The 15,725-nt window shown below is 51.0% G+C and carries 20 protein-coding genes; 12 read left to right on the top strand and 8 right to left on the bottom strand.

Annotated elements, in window-relative coordinates; all coding sequences use genetic code 11:
• Positions 1 to 96 precede the first annotated feature (96 nt).
• Positions 97 to 1,059 (bottom strand): helix-turn-helix domain-containing protein, encoded by a 963-nt coding sequence (locus ABDW13_RS00445; RefSeq protein ID WP_343550400.1) that lies wholly within the window; start codon positions 1,057 to 1,059, stop codon positions 97 to 99.
• Between the two features lie 201 nt (positions 1,060 to 1,260).
• Here ABDW13_RS00445 and ABDW13_RS00440 point away from each other — a divergent pair, with 201 nt between their 5' ends.
• Positions 1,261 to 1,902 (top strand): HD domain-containing protein, encoded by a 642-nt coding sequence (locus ABDW13_RS00440; protein ID WP_343550399.1) that lies wholly within the window; start codon positions 1,261 to 1,263, stop codon positions 1,900 to 1,902.
• A 6-nt stretch (positions 1,903 to 1,908) separates the two neighbouring features.
• On the opposite strand, the gene ABDW13_RS00435 is transcribed toward ABDW13_RS00440, so the two are convergent.
• A complete protein-coding gene (locus tag ABDW13_RS00435) occupies positions 1,909 to 3,024 on the bottom strand; it encodes a metallophosphoesterase (protein ID WP_343550398.1) in 1,116 nt (371 codons plus the stop codon).
• Between the two features lie 124 nt (positions 3,025 to 3,148).
• Here ABDW13_RS00435 and ABDW13_RS00430 point away from each other — a divergent pair, with 124 nt between their 5' ends.
• Positions 3,149 to 3,502: an MmcQ/YjbR family DNA-binding protein gene (locus tag ABDW13_RS00430; protein ID WP_343550397.1), complete on the top strand. Its 354-nt coding sequence runs from the start codon at positions 3,149 to 3,151 to the stop codon at positions 3,500 to 3,502.
• Here ABDW13_RS00430 and cybB read toward each other — a convergent pair.
• Positions 3,486 to 4,034 carry a cytochrome b561 gene (gene cybB, locus ABDW13_RS00425; protein ID WP_343550396.1) on the bottom strand — a complete coding sequence of 183 codons (549 nt, stop codon included), beginning with the start codon at positions 4,032 to 4,034 and terminating at the stop codon, positions 3,486 to 3,488. The two genes, ABDW13_RS00430 and cybB, sit on opposite strands and share 17 nt — an antisense overlap.
• 91 nt (positions 4,035 to 4,125) lie before the next feature.
• On the bottom strand, positions 4,126 to 4,620 hold the full coding sequence (locus ABDW13_RS00420) for a MarR family transcriptional regulator (RefSeq protein ID WP_343550395.1): 495 nt from the start codon (positions 4,618 to 4,620) through the stop codon (positions 4,126 to 4,128).
• A gap of 99 nt (positions 4,621 to 4,719) precedes the next feature.
• Between ABDW13_RS00420 and ABDW13_RS00415 the strand changes: the two genes are divergently transcribed.
• From ABDW13_RS00415 to ABDW13_RS00405, 3 genes are all read left to right on the top strand, one after another.
• On the top strand, positions 4,720 to 5,868 hold the full coding sequence (locus ABDW13_RS00415) for an MFS transporter (RefSeq protein ID WP_343550394.1): 1,149 nt from the start codon (positions 4,720 to 4,722) through the stop codon (positions 5,866 to 5,868).
• Positions 5,869 to 5,964: 96 nt separating this feature from the next.
• Positions 5,965 to 6,468: a DUF1543 domain-containing protein gene (locus tag ABDW13_RS00410; RefSeq protein WP_343550393.1), complete on the top strand. Its 504-nt coding sequence runs from the start codon at positions 5,965 to 5,967 to the stop codon at positions 6,466 to 6,468.
• Positions 6,469 to 6,623: 155 nt separating this feature from the next.
• Positions 6,624 to 7,046: an NUDIX hydrolase gene (locus tag ABDW13_RS00405; RefSeq protein WP_343550392.1), complete on the top strand. Its 423-nt coding sequence runs from the start codon at positions 6,624 to 6,626 to the stop codon at positions 7,044 to 7,046.
• Here ABDW13_RS00405 and ABDW13_RS00400 read toward each other — a convergent pair.
• The gene (locus tag ABDW13_RS00400) at positions 7,043 to 7,504 is read right to left on the bottom strand and encodes a GNAT family N-acetyltransferase (RefSeq protein WP_343550391.1); all 462 of its coding nucleotides are present in this window, start codon (positions 7,502 to 7,504) and stop codon (positions 7,043 to 7,045) included. The genes ABDW13_RS00405 and ABDW13_RS00400 overlap by 4 nt on opposite strands.
• A 90-nt stretch (positions 7,505 to 7,594) precedes the next feature.
• Positions 7,595 to 8,341 (bottom strand): SDR family oxidoreductase, encoded by a 747-nt coding sequence (locus tag ABDW13_RS00395; RefSeq protein WP_343550390.1) that lies wholly within the window; start codon positions 8,339 to 8,341, stop codon positions 7,595 to 7,597.
• A gap of 99 nt (positions 8,342 to 8,440) precedes the next feature.
• Here ABDW13_RS00395 and ABDW13_RS00390 point away from each other — a divergent pair, with 99 nt between their 5' ends.
• Positions 8,441 to 9,343, top strand: a complete 903-nt coding sequence (locus ABDW13_RS00390; protein WP_343550389.1) for an AraC family transcriptional regulator — start codon at positions 8,441 to 8,443, stop codon at positions 9,341 to 9,343.
• On the opposite strand, the gene ABDW13_RS00385 is transcribed toward ABDW13_RS00390, so the two are convergent.
• Positions 9,340 to 9,762, bottom strand: a complete 423-nt coding sequence (locus ABDW13_RS00385; protein WP_343550388.1) for a DUF2000 domain-containing protein — start codon at positions 9,760 to 9,762, stop codon at positions 9,340 to 9,342. The two genes, ABDW13_RS00390 and ABDW13_RS00385, sit on opposite strands and share 4 nt — an antisense overlap.
• A 257-nt stretch (positions 9,763 to 10,019) precedes the next feature.
• On the opposite strand from ABDW13_RS00385, the gene ABDW13_RS00380 reads away from it, so the two are divergent.
• Complete coding sequence (locus tag ABDW13_RS00380; RefSeq protein WP_343550387.1) at positions 10,020 to 10,481, top strand: Lrp/AsnC family transcriptional regulator; 462 nt, start codon at positions 10,020 to 10,022, stop codon at positions 10,479 to 10,481.
• A gap of 168 nt (positions 10,482 to 10,649) precedes the next feature.
• Positions 10,650 to 11,177 carry a biosynthetic peptidoglycan transglycosylase gene (locus tag ABDW13_RS00375; protein ID WP_343550386.1) on the top strand — a complete coding sequence of 176 codons (528 nt, stop codon included), beginning with the start codon at positions 10,650 to 10,652 and terminating at the stop codon, positions 11,175 to 11,177.
• Here ABDW13_RS00375 and ABDW13_RS00370 read toward each other — a convergent pair.
• Positions 11,112 to 11,768, bottom strand: a complete 657-nt coding sequence (locus ABDW13_RS00370; protein WP_343550385.1) for a hypothetical protein — start codon at positions 11,766 to 11,768, stop codon at positions 11,112 to 11,114. The two genes, ABDW13_RS00375 and ABDW13_RS00370, sit on opposite strands and share 66 nt — an antisense overlap.
• A gap of 445 nt (positions 11,769 to 12,213) precedes the next feature.
• On the opposite strand from ABDW13_RS00370, the gene ABDW13_RS00365 reads away from it, so the two are divergent.
• The 4 genes from ABDW13_RS00365 (at position 12,214) to ABDW13_RS00350 (ending at position 15,667) form a co-directional block, all read left to right on the top strand.
• A complete protein-coding gene (locus ABDW13_RS00365; protein WP_343550384.1) occupies positions 12,214 to 12,447 on the top strand; it encodes a hypothetical protein in 234 nt (77 codons plus the stop codon).
• Positions 12,448 to 12,700: 253 nt separating this feature from the next.
• Complete coding sequence (locus ABDW13_RS00360; protein WP_343550383.1) at positions 12,701 to 13,588, top strand: LysR family transcriptional regulator; 888 nt, start codon at positions 12,701 to 12,703, stop codon at positions 13,586 to 13,588.
• 155 nt (positions 13,589 to 13,743) lie between these two features.
• Positions 13,744 to 14,562 carry an alpha/beta fold hydrolase gene (locus ABDW13_RS00355; RefSeq protein WP_343550382.1) on the top strand — a complete coding sequence of 273 codons (819 nt, stop codon included), beginning with the start codon at positions 13,744 to 13,746 and terminating at the stop codon, positions 14,560 to 14,562.
• Between the two features lies 1 nt (position 14,563).
• The gene (locus tag ABDW13_RS00350) at positions 14,564 to 15,667 is read left to right on the top strand and encodes an LLM class flavin-dependent oxidoreductase (RefSeq protein WP_343550381.1); all 1,104 of its coding nucleotides are present in this window, start codon (positions 14,564 to 14,566) and stop codon (positions 15,665 to 15,667) included.
• The last annotated feature ends 58 nt before the right edge of the window (positions 15,668 to 15,725 follow it).

Genomic DNA, 15,725 nt, shown 5'->3' with positions numbered 1-15,725 from the left:
AATGTTTCGGAAAGAAGTCACGGGAAGAAACTACCTAATCATGGCAGCAAATTTTAGATTTGATGAACAAGATGCACGCTAAATTCGTCGAGGATATTAAATCTTCACGATCATTTTTCGATAAGCCGCTGGCGTTAAACCCGTCACGCGGCTGAATGCGCGCCGCATCACATCCGCGCCCGAAAATCCACATTGCGCCGCCAGCGTTTTGGCGGGCAATGCGTGCTGTTCCAGCAACTGTTTAGCTTTTGCCACGCGTTCGCGCTCCAGCCATTGTCCGGGCGTTATCGCCAATTCACTGCGAAATAGGCGCGTGAGATGTCTTTCGCTGATGTCCATGTGTTGCGCCATCACCGCCACGCTTTTCACTTCGGTCAGATGCGCAATCGTCCAACGTTGTAACTCTTGTAATGCCGATCGACCTTGCAGCGAGACGCTGTTGTTACGCGCAAAGTGTGCCTGATTGACCGGACGACGGAAAAACATCACCAAATGTGCAGCCACTTCTAAAGCCACTTGCTGGCCGAGATCCTCTTCAACCAGTCGCAGCGCCAAATCCAGGCCGGATGTCACGCCTGCGGCGGTGCGCACCCGTCCATCGCTGATACAGATGGCATCGGCTTCCACCTTGATAGCGGGATGCAGCGAGGCCAGCAACGCCGCGCTTTCCCAATGGGTGGTGACGCGTTTGCCATCCAACAATCCGGTGCGCGCCAGCAATAATGCACCGCTACACACTGAGCCAAATCGTTTGCTGCGTTGGCATAACGCGGTGATTTTTTCGAGCATGAGCGGAGCCGACGCCAATTGATCAATCCCCGGCGCACCGGCGATCAGGAAAGTATGCGGGACGATGTTATAGCTATCGGCTAACAAGATGTCGGCATTGAGTCGCACACCCGACGACGCGCGAATGTTGAGATCGTCGAGAGCAATAATGCGCGGTGAGTAGATCTGTCGTTTCAGCAGGCGATTGGCTTCGGCAAACACATCCAGCGGGCCGCAAACGTCGAGCATTTGCACGCCTGGCACCGCCAAAATCGCTATTTCGTGGCTCATTGCAATCCCCATGACGCAATCAATCGTGATGTCCGTAATCATCGCTAAAGGACACTTTAAGACGTTAAGCCTGCGCTCTATTCTGGGAAAACGCAATACGCGGCGTTTTTGCCCGGTCACCATTTATGGTGACCCTACAAAACAACCCTTCGTAGGGTCGCCATTTATGGTGACCTCTCAACCGGAAATTGGAGAGATAACATGAGCTTAAACATCACTGGCATCCGCATTCCCGATAGCAAAATGGCGCGCGAAGCCACCGAATTTGTCCGCGATACCGAATCCGATTTGCTGTTTAACCACTCCAGCCGCGTCTATTACTGGGGCGCGCTGGCGGGACAACAACGCGGGTTACAGGTCGATCAGGAATTGCTCTACATCGGCTGCATGTTCCATGACATCGGTTTGACGCACGAGCATTGCAGCTGCGATAAGCGCTTTGAAGTGGATGGTGCGAATGCGGCACGCAGTTTCTTACAAGGTTACGGCATTGCAACCAGCGATATCGATAAGGTGTGGACGGCGATTGCACTGCACACCACGCCGGGCATTCCGGAGTTTATGGCGCCAGAAATTGCGCTGGTGACCGCTGGTGTGGAAATGGATGTGCTGGGAATCGGTTACGAGAAATTTGCTGAGGAGCAAATTGGTGCCGTAACGCATCACTATCCGCGTCCGGCGGCGTTTAAAGAGGAAATTATCGAGGCATTTTATGCGGGCATCCGGCATAAACCGGATACCACGTTTGGCAACGTCAAAGCGGATGTGATCAAAGATAAACAGCCCGATTTCACGCCGCTCAACTTTTGTAGCGTGATCCGCCAGTCGCGCTGGCCGGGCTGAGTGATATTACGGCTTACGCGTTAAGGTAATGCGCGTTAACTCCGAAGGACGGCCCAAACGCACCGCCATGCCCGGCCACAAGGCGGTGCCGTTATTCACGTATAACTGCATGCCATCGACTTGATACAACCCGGAGACAAAACCGGCATTGGGTTTGACAAACAGCCGATCAAATCCAACGATCAAGCCGCCGTGCGTATGGCCCGACAGTTGCAAATCGACTCTCTCAACCGCATTTTGCCGTGCATTTTTCGGCTGATGATCCATCAGGATCACCGGCGCATTTTCTGGCGCACCTTTCAGCGCTTGCGCTAAATCCGGGCCAGTGGCACCTCGACGTGGCGCTGAAGTATCCGGCAAGCCGGCGATCACCAGTTCTGCACCATCGCGCTTAATCACCACGTGATTATTCAGTAGCGGCTTTAAGCCCAACGACGCCAAATGCTCGGTCCAACGCTGCTGTTCGAAGAAGTATTCGTGATTGCCGGTGGTGGCATAAACGCCATCCGGTGCGTGCAAACCGCTGAGCGGCGCGACATCTTCGCGACGATTATCCAGCGTGCCGTCAATCACATCACCAGTAACCAGAATCAGATCGACGTTCAGCGCCATCGCTTTCTGCACCGTCGCCGCCGTCCATTTGGCATTGAACAGGTTAGTGATGTGCATATCCGTCAGCTGTAACAGTTGATAGCCTTCGAACTCACGCGGAAGGTTGTCGATCTCAATCGTCACATCTTTTAAAGGCGGAACGCGGATCGCCTGATATACGCCAAAAGTCGCCAGCAACAGCGCCAATACCGCAGCTGCATAACGCAGGTTGGGGACGATCTCCAGCGGATGCCTGATCAGCAACGAAACCAGCGCTACCACATCAAGCGCAATCTGCGTGATGGCGAGAAACAGCACAAAGCTGTACGACCAGTTAAACAGGATGATCACCGTGCGTGGCATTTCAGGCGAAAACACGCTACCGGAGGTGAATTTATTAACCAGAAGATACTGCGAAGCCAGCAATACCAGCAGCGATAAGACGATTTTTAACAGCAGCGGCATGGCTAACGGGAACAAAAAACGCGCGATAACATACCAGCTCGGTATGCTGAAAATCAGATGAAACATCGTTTACTTCCCTGGTCGAAGGCGCTGTCGCAGCGCAAAAAAACAATACGCAGTGTAGCCTTAACTGATTACTATTGCGGCTTCGCGTGTGCGGTTTTTACCCGTCATTCACCACGGAGGATGCATGAAACGCCAGCAGTTGTTCGAGCACATCAATCAGACTTATCAAGTCGAACCTGATTATCCGTGGAAAAAGCACAGTGCGTACGCGGTGCTGCGCCATCCGCGTCACCGCAAATGGTTTGCCCTGGTTTTTCCGCTGGAGAGTCACAAACTCGGTTTACCTGACGGCCCGGTTGTTGATGTCATGAACATCAAAGCGCGCCCCGAACTGATCGGTTCGCTGCGTCAATTGCCCGGTGTGCATCCGGCTTACCACATGAATAAAGAGCATTGGCTCAGTATCACGTTGGAGAATGGCTTGCCGGACAGTGAAATTCTGGCGCTGCTTGACGACAGTTTTAGTCTGACATTTTAGTGCGACGCGAAGGCATCATGCGCAATAAGGTGTTGTCTTTGAACAGATAGTGATGCGCTAACGCGGCGACCGCGTGAATGCCGATCAGCCAATAACCGTACGGCGCGAGGGTTTCGTGCCAATCGACGATGCTATCGGCGAAATCAGGATCGGGATCGCTGCTCACCGGCATTGGAATTCCAAAAATCCACCAGGTGCGGCCCATATAGAAGCGCGACAAAATGCCCAGTATCGGTAGCACGATGAAAAACACATAGATCGCCAAATGCATCAGATGCGCTAAGCCCGTTTGCCAGTGCGGCGGTTTTGGCACGATGGCCGGGCTTCGATGGCGGAAACGCAACATTATGCGCGACAGCATCAACACCAGCACGCAGCTGCCAGCGGTGAAATGACTGATGATCATGGCATAACCTTGCCACGAACCGCGCGTCGCTAAGCCACGGAATTCCATGGTGCAATACGCGGTGGCGACCAACACGAACGTCAGCCAATGAAGGAATATTTGCGACGGGGCGTATTTTGTACTCATATTCAATCCGTAATTGCCTGGCGAGAAAAAGCTACTTTAATGCAAAACGTGCTGAATTAATTCATAATTTGACACATCCGCAACACCCATTTTACTTCACCGTTTCGCTTGCTTGCAGCAGTTGGCTTAGTAAAGCGCTGAGCTGCTGTTTCTGTGCCGCATCTAAACTGGCGAGCACATCATTTTGTGTTTGCGTATGCACATGCAGCGCTTGCTCGATTTTTTCTAATCCCGCGTCGGTTAACGCCACCAACATGCTGCGTTTGTCTTCTGGATCGGCGATACGTTTGATCGAACCGACTTCTTCTAAACGATTAAGTCGGTTAGTCATCGCGCCGGAGGTGACCAGCAACGATTTATACAACTGCGTCGGCGACAAACAGTAGGGCGCACCTGCACGACGCAAGGTTGCCAGTACATCAAATTCGCCATCGCGAAAACCAAACGGCTCAAGCGCCTCGGCGCGGTTTTTCGCCAGATGTTTCATGATGCGCAGCATGCGACCAAATACCGCCATCGACGATGCATCCAATTCCGGCATCGCGCTGGCCCATTGTTCAACCACAAAATCTACGTGATCCGCCAAACTGATTCTCCTTCATTTGTTGCTTTGTGCGCACAGGCTATCTCAATTTGCAAAACTATCTTAACGTTAAGATACTTTCAACGTGCAAGGAGATGCAAAGTGAATCGTACTTTACCTGCGGTTGGGATGTTTGCCTTACTGGTTTTTGTTATCGCGCTCAATCTGCGCCCGATCATGGCGGCAATGGGGCCGCTGTTTCCGCTGCTTCAACGTGATGCGCAATTGAGCGCCACACAACTGAGCTTATTAACCACCTTGCCGGTGATCATGATGGGATTGGCAGCGCTGGCGAGTCCGCTGCTGTTGCGTGCACTTGGCGAAGTGCGCGGCATTGCGGTTGGATTGATATTGTTGATTGTGGCGAGCGTGGCGCGCGGTATTGATCAATCCGCCACGATGTTAATTACCAGCGCGCTGGTGGCAGGTTGCGGCATTGGTTTGATTCAGGCGCTGATGCCTGCGCAGATCAAACGCCACTTTGGCGCCAAAGCTGGCACGCTAATGGCGCTGTTCACCACCGGTATTATGGCGGGCGCAGCGATTGCCGCCGCCAGTGCCGCGCCGCTCGCGCATACACAAGGTTTGGCCATGACGCTGGCGATTCCCGTGATTCCAGCGGCGATTGCGCTGCTGTTGTGGCTGACCAGTTCACGCGGCATGGCACCGATTATTCATGCTGCACGCTCGCAAATAAAACCCTCAAAACGCGCCTGGCTATTGATGATGTTCTTTGGCATCGGCACCGGTGCTTACACGTTGGTGCTGGCATGGTTGCCGCCGTTTTATATGCAGCATGGTTGGCTGCCCGCGCAAAGTGGTTATGTGCTGGGCGCGCTGACATTAACTGAAGTGGTCGCTGGATTTATGTTGTCGGCGCTAATTCATCGCTTCCACGATCGCCGCCGTCCGCTGTTGGGGGTTTTAACGCTGATTTTAATCGGCTTGATCAGTTTGCTGATATTCGGCGGCGTGCATGCATGGCTTCCCACGTTGCTGCTGGGATTGGGTATCGGCGCACTGTTTCCCTTATCGCTGATCGTCACGCTAGATCACGCCCAAACACCAGAACAAGCGGGCGCATTGCTCTCCTTCGTGCAAGGCGGTGGTTATTTAATTGCCGCGATCATGCCGTTGATCGCAGGCATCGTGCGTGATCGCGCGGCATCTTTGGATAGCGCGTGGATTATCATGAGCGTGGGCATTGTGTTGCTGATGGCCATTGCGCTACGCTTCAAACCACAGCATTAATTGGCATGGTTGCGACAGGAAACGGTTGTCACGTTATATGTCTTGTTTTATAACGCTTTGCACACGCTTCTTGGTAGAACAAAAGGAAATGAACACGTGAACCTGTTTATCTTTTACGTTGGCGGTAATGCCGGAAAATCCAACATTGAAGTGCACGATATCCAATTCGTCGCAGCCGATAAACCTGAAGATGCCTGGCCCGCGCTGCGCGAAGCCTGGTTTGGCGACGCCGATAAAATTCATGTCGATGGCTATGCACGCGTGACTTGGGCGGATGGTTATCGCGTGACGTTGTCACCTGAGGCCGCGCAAGGCCATGAGAAACTTTTCTTTGTTAATGCCGGTGCGTACCATCCTTCAACGCTGGCTGAACTGCATGCGTTCGATCTGTTTGTGGCGAAAGATGCCGCAGAAGCCAAAGCTAAAGGCATGAAAAACCTGCTGCCTGGTGCGGATCATCAGCACAAAGACAACCTGAAAGATGTGGATGATTGCTTGCTGCTGGAAAAAATTGGCGATCTCTATATCCACTTAACGCCAGAAGCTAATGGTGAACCGTTCCGCCCAGAATGGCAGGGATATCAACCGATTGGCATTTAATTCGTAGCGGCGCGATTTATCGCGTTGTGTTGACCTTTTAAAATCAACGGAACGCGATAAATCGCGCCGCTACGGAATTGTGCGTTGATTGAAAGCGTTACTTAACTGATCGTCATTACATCATTTTTGGCGACTTCACCATCAAAGGAGCACGCATGTCCCCACAAATTGGCGTTGGCGTATTAATTTTCCGCGACGGAAAACTGTTATTGGGCCAACGCAAAAACAGCCACGGCGCGGGCGATTGGTCGGCACCGGGCGGCCACCTGGAATTTGGCGAATCGCCTGAAGACTGCGCGCGCCGCGAAGTATTAGAAGAAACCGGCTTGCAACTCGAAATACTGCAAAACGGTGCGTTCGTCAGCGATGTGTTTCCAGAGGTCAACAAGCACTACATCACGCTACTAATGGTCGCGCAGCACGCCAGCGGCGAACCGCAACTGCTGGAACCGAACAAATGCAGCGGCTGGCATTGGTTCGCACCAGAAGAATTGCCACATCCGTTGTTCGCACCGCTGCGCACCTGGCTGGAACGCGATGGATTGGCGGCGCTTCAGGCGCTGGCACAGTCAAGTTAAAGTAGTAGTTTCATCACCGTAACTTCTTCTTCAGCGATCATACGTTGTTCAACATCCTGCCAGCCAAAGCGTCGGTACAACGCTTGTTGATCCGGCGTATAGAGCCACAATGCTGAGATTGCACGTTGATGCGCTTCCGCAATTAAGCGCGTGACCAAAGCGCTCGCCAATCCTTTGCCTCGATGCTGTGAGGCAGTAAGCACTTCACCGAGCCAAAACTCACGTTCGGCAATATCGCTGATTTCATAGTGGATGATGCTGGCAGTCGCCATTAGTTCGCCTTCCGCCGAAGTCGTCACTAGCGTCAGCGTTTGCGCTGAGGGAGCATTACGGTCGATCAAGCGTTGACGTATGAGCGAGGCATCGCGCCAGTTGGGAAAATCTGACCATTCGCGATGCAGCATCTCTGTTACTGCATCGAACAACTGTGGCTGTTGGGCCAGTAGACTGATGTGCATTTATGATCCTGAGTGAGTATCAGCAAGACCAAAAACATAGCCCGAAGAGATAAAGGTTGCCAGGCAAACTGCGATGCCTGGCAATTAACGTCACGCTGCGCCGTTGGCCAACGCCACCGCATCTTCCCCCGCCGGAATACGCATCGGTGCATGCGGATCGGTCGCTGCTTGCCAAACCGCCTCGGCGACATCTATCGCTTTGGTGGTCGGCTGCGGCTGATGCATCGCATTGAAGATACCATCCAGCATCGGCTGATACGGTTCGAGTTGCGTATTCTCCATACGCGGCATCGCATTCTTACCGAAATCGGTGGTCGGCGCTAAACCTGGCAACACCAGGCGCACCTTCACATTGAACGGCTCAAGTTCCAGCGCCAGCGATTCCGTAAAGGCATTCACCGCCGCTTTGCTGCCGGTGTACACCGCCAGCAGCGGCAGCGATTTCAGCGTCACAGTAGAAGTAACATTGACCACTGTGCCGCTTCGATTCGCGCGGAACTGCGGCAGCACAGCCTGCGTCATCGCGATGGTGCCAAGCGTGTTAGTTTCAAACACGTCGCGCACCGTTGACATTGGCGTGCCTTCCAGTGAGGTCAGCACACCAATTCCGGCGTTATTGACCAGCACATCAATATCGCCCGCAGCGGCTATCGCGTTTTTTATGCTGGCGGCATCGCTGACATCCAAAGGCAGCAAATGCAGATTATCCGATGTTGGGAACAGTTCTGGATTTGGCTTACGCATGGTGGCGATCACTTTCCAGCCGCGCTCGAGAAAATAGAGCGCGGTGGCGTGACCAAAGCCAGAAGAACAACCGGTGATTAGAATCGTTTTCATCTTTCACTCCTGCATTGCATTGGGGTAGACGTTCACTATAAAGTCAACGTGCTGGACTCACTACAATGCAAAGTCCAGCTTTCATTCGCAGGAGTCCAAATGATCGATCCACTCTCAGAAATGGTGTCGTTGCTGCAACCGCAAGCGGCTTTCTCCAAACGCGCGCGTGGCAATGGCCGCTGGCGCGTGAGTCGCAGTGAAACCGGTCAGCCGTTCTATTGTTTGGTGTTGGAAGGTCGCAGCCAGTTGAAGATGAAAGGGCATGCGCCGATTATGCTGGAGCAGGGTGACTTTGTGCTGATTCCTGCCGCATGGGAATTTTGCATGACCAGCGCCGAACCGCCAGCCGATGATGCGCCTGACATCTTGCCGCAAATGCTCGCGCCCGGGGAGTTCTGGATTGGCGATCAGCAACAACCCGCCGACGTGCAAACGTTAATCGGCTATTGCCAGTTTGGCGCACCCGATGCCGGATTGATCGTCTCGCTGTTGCCGCAGTTTATCCGCGTGCGCGGCGAATCGCGCCTGACCACGCTGGTGCAATTGGTGATGGAAGAGTGTCGTGCGCAACGTCCGGCGCGCCACGTAGTGTTGGAGCGTTTGCTGGAGTTGCTATTAATAGAAGCGCTGCGTTCGATGCCGATCTGCAATGCGTGCCCTGGCGTGATGAGTGGCCTAGCCGATGAACGTTTAGCGGCGGCGATCCGCGAAATCCACGCCAAACCCGCTCACAACTGGACGGTTGCCGAATTGGCAAAAACCGCCGCGCTTTCGCGTTCCGCTTTCTTTGTGCGTTTTCGTGATGCGGTTGGTGTCGCGCCGATGATGTATCTGCTGACGTGGCGCATGGCGCTGGCAAAAAATCTGCTGCGTAACAAAAGCATGGCGGTGGCCGAAGTGGCGGAGCGTGTTGGCTATCGATCAGCCAGCGCGTTTAGTGTGGCGTTCAGTCGCTACGTCGGCCAGCCGCCCGCATGGTTCGCGGCGCATGAGGAAAGTTAGCGATAGAGCTTCAAATTACCGGTTAATCGGGTAATTTTTTTCTTCGGTCCAATCAATCCCATCGCCACCAATTCAATATGATTGCTGTGCGTATTGGCGATGCGTTCACCGTATTCATTGTAGGTTTTGCAGGATTGCGCCAGCGCGCTGAATGGCATGGCAAAGATCTCGTTATCCGCAGCGCTTATTTGCTGTAACTCGCGCAGATAATTACCACTCGCCAATAACACCGGCAGCGGCGCATAAATCACGCCGGGATAATTTATGCCATCCTGACTTAGCTGATCTGGCCCGACCAAATTGCCTATCAATTTTCCAAAACTAATGCCGATAACACTGGCAGCATTCATCGCCAATCCGGCGGGTAATTGTTGGTCGATCACAATAGTGCAGCGATGGTTATTTGCGTCGAAATCCATATTGTTTTTTCCTAATAAATGCGATGAAAGTGCGGCCAATAACTTTCCCGGTGCGCAAAAATGCACACTCTACGTAGGGTCGCCATTTATGGTGACCAGACCATCTTGCAAACCTGCTGAACGATGCTGGCAGCAAGAAGCGAACTAAAAGTATGCAGCAGCGCGCCCGAAAAGTGCTTGCGCAATGCATTGCCAAAAGGACGGATTAAGGATAAAAAATCCCTTAATCGCAAAAAAATGGAAAGGAATATCCACCTATGGCCTTAAGCAAGACAGATATAAAAATACTCCAGCAGTTGCAGCAGGATGCACGCATCACTAACCAACAACTCGCCGACGAAATCGGCCTCTCCGCGTCACCCACCTGGCGCAAAGTGCGCAAGCTGGAAGAGGACGAAGTGATTCAGGGCTATCGCGCCGTCCTTAATCAAAAAAAGATTGGCCTTAATGTGATGGTATTTGTACGCGTCACCATCGACAGCCACAGCGAAGCCGAAGCGCGTAAATTCGAACAAGAAGTAATGGCATTGGATAATGTGGTTTCCTGTTATAGCATCGGTGGCGACGCGGATTTCTTATTGCAAGTGGTGGCGGCAGATATGGATACCTACGCGGACTTTGCCATGTCGGTTATTCGCCGCTTGCCAGGGATTAAAGAGATGCAGAGCATGTTTGTGTTGAAGGAGATAAAAGGGTTGGCGGCTTGGCCTTTGGTATAGTTTCAGGGATATTTATATCTTTTAAATTAGTGACTAATAAACAATAATGTTGTATAAACTAATTTTTGGATCTTATCTAAGAGCTTAATGGAAATTATGAACTTTCCTTTCAACATTAGAACTTATTATAAATTTAGAAGGCTACTCATAAACCTTAATAGGGATTTAATGGATATATCTTCTAAAATAAAAGATGACCATTATGTTTTTGATGAGTTCGATTATCTTGTTATGGCTTTAGAAGATAGGAGATACTTAACTCATGGTGGAATTGATCTATGCTCTATCGTTAGGGAAATGGTGAAAATTGTTAGCTTTAAAAAGCATGGTGGAGCTAGTACTATCGATATGCAGATGGTTAGAACCATTACGAATTATAAAGAGCTAACAATAAAAAGGAAGATGTATGAAATGACATTGGCTATTTTGATAAACTTTAAATTCACAAAAAATCAAATTATGCAGTGCTACATGGATAATGCTTTTTTTGGCTCTCACCTTATTGGTGCTAGTTCTACTTCAAGGAAAATATATAACAAAGAAATTCATGAATTGAACTCTTTAGACAAAGCTAAGTTAGCAGCAATGCTGCTTAAACCAAGACCTAAGAAACCAAGCGAAGAGTGGTTCTTATCTGTTCAATCTAGAGCGATTTATGCGCAATCTAAGCGGCGATTTGTGAAACAAGGCGATTAAAAGTGTTATGGTGCTAGCCTGATGAATATTGCTATATGTCAATGGCTCGCTATCATAATCTTTTATTTCATCCCATCGGTTATCAGCAATATCTGTCAGAGACTTGGTAACTTTCCTTGCAGACTCATAAGCCCGGTTGGTTGATTTTAATGCCATAACAAGATCAGCAGGAATAACACTTTTGTTATTTTTAATCTCTTTTTTTATCTCTAAATGTGCAGTAGCAAGCTCATTATGAACATCAATTTCAATCCTAATTGCGAACTCATAGAGTTTGTGACTACTAAGATCAAAAAACATAGCGTTTAGATTTTTATTCCAATCAATGACCGAGTCTTGATAACCTTCACGCTCTTTATCAGTTAAAGATTTTTCATTGATTGAGGAAATAATTTGTCTAGTTCTATAAATTCTTTCAGATGACAATTTTTCAAAATTATCTCTGATAGCCTTTAATTCCGCAGCTTTCTTTTCTGCCTTTTTAATGCGTAGCTGATTTTGATTGTTCTTCTGTTGGAACTTATGAGAAATAAACACACCTACGAAGCCAGTTAAAATGAAGGTAATTAAGATTTTTAAAATATCAAACATCACTTACCCCTCGATGTGTTTTAGCGCAATTAATAGCTATTCTACATGCTTTACTTTAGCAAAGCCATATTTATATTGTATTTCTAATGCTTTAGGCGTTTTAATTTTTATATTGGGTAGGTTTTAAATACAATTGATATTGTTAGACTAATATAATCTCATTCTGTCGTGTTCGATTATGAAATTATTTTGTGTTTTTTAAATAGAATTATAATTCCAATCTAGTTAGGACCATTTTATATTTTAATCTCTAAATTTCATCCAACCCATCTCACAATTCCTTAACTCAAATTAGACACTTTCCTGCGTTAGCGCTGATACTCATTTCATCTGATTTCAAAAATTAAAAACCTGAAACAAAATAATTCAATCACTTAAATACCTCTGAAGCGTATTGGCGTTCTGCCGTACGCGCTTTGTCTTTTCTCTGCATGAGTAAAACAACGTGTTTAAATTAAATCCGGTGTTACTGAGCCTGGTGGCGGCGCAAGGGATGATGTTCCCGCTATTGCCGACAACGGCCGCGATATTAAGGACTTACACGCCTGAAGTAAATGACAATAAAGTCGGCGCTTATTATCTTTGCAATGGCAGCACACAAACCCTAAGCGGATTTCCGCGTTTTAAGCCCGGTGAATTTAGCGTCGGCACTTACGATAGTGACAAGGCGGCCATTTAACTAACCGTGGCAGCATCTTCGTTGCTTCCGGCATCGGCGTCGGCGGCAGTGCCACCATTAATAACGATGTGGCGCTATAACGCGGGAGTGCGTTGGACGTTTTGAGCCATCGGTCACCCTAAATGTCGACCCTACAAATGCCCACTTCCGTAGGGTCATCATTTATGGTGACCGCAAAAACATGAGTGCTCCATCAAATGGAATAACTCTTGCATCACCCTGTGCGATAAATCCTATCCACAGGGCGATGACCGTGAACCTCAACACCTACAAATACTTCAACGAAGTCGCCTCAACCGGATCGATCAGACGTGCGGCGGATCGCCTGCACGTCGCGCCGTCGGCGATCAGTCGCCAGATTGCGCTGCTGGAACACACACTGGGCGTAATGCTGCTTGAGCGTACCAATACCGGCATCCGTTTAACGCCTGCGGGTATGATGCTGGAGCGCTTTACACGCAAGATGTGTCGCGATCTCGATCGCATCCACGAATCGATTAAAAACCTCAAAGGTCTGCGCGAAGGCGAAGTAAAAATCTGGGTGATTGAAGCAGTGGTGCAGGCGATTTTGCCGCGCATTATGACCAGCTTTAATGAAAATTATCCGGCCATTCAATTCTCAATAAACAGCGAATCCTCTGACCGCACTATCGAAGCGATTATCCGCGATGAAATCGATATCGGCATCGTGTTCAACATGGGCGATCGCCCTGGAATAGAAGTGATCAAACGCTGTCCTGCACCAATTCAGTGCCTGGTATCACCGCAGCATCCATTGGCCCAACATCAGTCGCTGAGTCTGGAAGATATTTGCTTCTATCCGGTGGCGTTGCCGGTTTCCAGCTTTGGCATGCGGCAAACCTTCGACAAAGTCACGCGTAGCCTGCATCTCAATCCGCAATCCATCGTTAACACTAACAACCTTGAGCTGACCAAAGCGATGGCAATTGCCGGGCGCACGCTGACCATTGGGCCGCGCCAGATTGCCGCGCGGGAGATTGAGCAGAATATGTTGATCGCCATTCCGATTGATAACCAGGCGATGGAATCCGCCAACATCGAAATTTGTGTGCATCGCGACCGGTCGCTGTCCTTCGCCGCGCACCAGTTTCTCAAGCATGTATGCCGGGAATTTAACTGATTTCGTTTGCTCGCGAAGGTCGCGTTTTCTCACGCATATCGCGTTCTAAAACCGGCAACGCGGTGTGCTGCAATCGGTATTACTTGGGGTGGGAAAACGCGTGGTACTTATTAGTCATCGCTGAATACAGGCAAAAATCCATTGAGGGGAAAACGATGCCGAGCATCATGACTAACGGAATTCGCACCCATTACGAAATCGCGGGACGTGGTCCGGCCATCCTGTTTGTCTCCGGGCTGGGTGGCACCGCTGCGTATTGGCAGCCGCAAGTGCAGGCGTTCGCCGAGGAATTTACCGTGGTGACTTACGATCAACGCGGCGCGGGACAATCGGATCATCCGGCTGGCCCCTACAGCATTGAAACGCTGGTGGATGATGTGCAGGCGCTGATTGCCGCGCTGGAGCTGGATCGTCCGGTGCTGATTGGTCATTCCACTGGCGGGGCGATTGGGCAGATTCTGGCGGCGCGCGATCCGCAACTGCTGGCGGGCATGGTGCAGTACGCCAGCTGGGCGAAATCCGACATGCATTTCAACTGGTGTTTCCGTATGCGCCGCGCGCTGCTGCTCGGTAGCACGCTGGAAGAGTATGTGCACGGCAGCGCGTTGTTCCTCTATCCGCCGGAACATATCAAAGCCAATGCCGAAACGTTATCGCCAACGCTGCTGGCCTCGGCTACGCGCTTCCCGGCGCGCGAAGTGGTGCTGAGCCGCATTGACGCCATCATGGCGCACGATGCCAGCACCGCGCTGCCGCAGATTCAAACGCCAACGCTGGTGATGTGCGCGCAGGATGACATCCTGACGCCGCCATACCAATCACGTTTGCTGGCGGAAAAGATCCCCGGCGCGCAGTTAAAAATCGTACCGCAGGGCGGTCACAGTTTTTCTGAAACCGAAACACCACTGTTTAACCAAATTACCCGCGACTTTATGGCGAGCATTCACGCGCCAGTGATTGAACGAGGAGTCTGAGATGAAGAATGTTGAATTCGGCGTGTTTCTGCCGGTGGGCAACGGCGGTTGGATCACCTCAACCACCAGCCCGCAACTGCCCGCAACTTATGATTACAACAAGCAGGTGGCGATCCTCGCGGAACAGTTGGGCTTTGACTTTGCACTTTCAATGGCGAAATGGCGCGGCTACGGCGGCCCATCGCAACATTGGGATGTGACGCTAGAAAGTCTGACCACCATGGCCGGTATCGCCGAAGCCACCAGCCGCATTGGCGTGTGGGGCACGGTGCACACCATGGTGTTCCATCCGGCGGTGGTGGCAAAAATGAGCGCGGTGCTGGATCAGATCTCCAAAGGGCGTTTCGGTCTGAATATCGTTTCCGGCTCGAACCCAACCGACCAAGGGCAAATGGGCTTGTGGATGGATCTCGACCACGCCGAGCGCTACGAACTGGCTGCGGAGTGGTTGACGGTGTTGAAACGTTTGTGGACTGAAGATCGCGTGGACCACAAAGGCAAACATTACGAACTGATTGATTGCATGTCGAACCCAAAACCGGCCACGCCGCCGCCGATCATCTGTGCGGGCGCTTCCGATCGCGGTTTTCTGTTCACCATGGATCACTGCACCGGCAGCTTTATGCTCGGTTCCGATCATGACGATTTCATCAAAACCGGGCTGCGCGCCAAAGAGCTGGCGGCGCAACAGGGTAAACCCGATTTCAAAACTTACGGCTTGTTCACCATCGTGCCGGGCGCAACAGATGTGGAAGCGCATGAGCGCGTGGCGCTGTATGACGCAGGCGTCGACACCATCGCGCTGGATAACCAAACGCGCGAATACTCCGGCGACAAGAGCTTTAAGCAGAACACCATGGCGCAGCGTTTTGTCTCGCAGGGCGAGCAGCGTAATTCGATGACGCGCGCGGCTCTGGTGGGATCGCCAGAAACCATCGGTACTAAGTTGGCAGCGATTATCAAAGGCGCGCAGCTTGATGGTGTAACGGTGATTGTGCCGGACTTTATCGACGATCTGCGCACCGTCGGCACCGAAGTATTGGAAGTGCTGGAGCAGCACGGCGTCAACACCAACGCACGGGCATATCAGAAATCGATGTCGTAAAACCAGGTGCGCATAAATGCGCATCCTACGGGGCGAGTGCAGCGGTTTTGTAGGGTCG

The organism is Pantoea sp., from assembly GCF_039594315.1.
Taxonomy (GTDB): domain Bacteria; phylum Pseudomonadota; class Gammaproteobacteria; order Enterobacterales; family Enterobacteriaceae; genus Pantoea.
The sequence above is the reverse complement of the archived record's forward strand: the minus strand, read 5'-3'. Positions and strand labels throughout refer to the sequence as shown.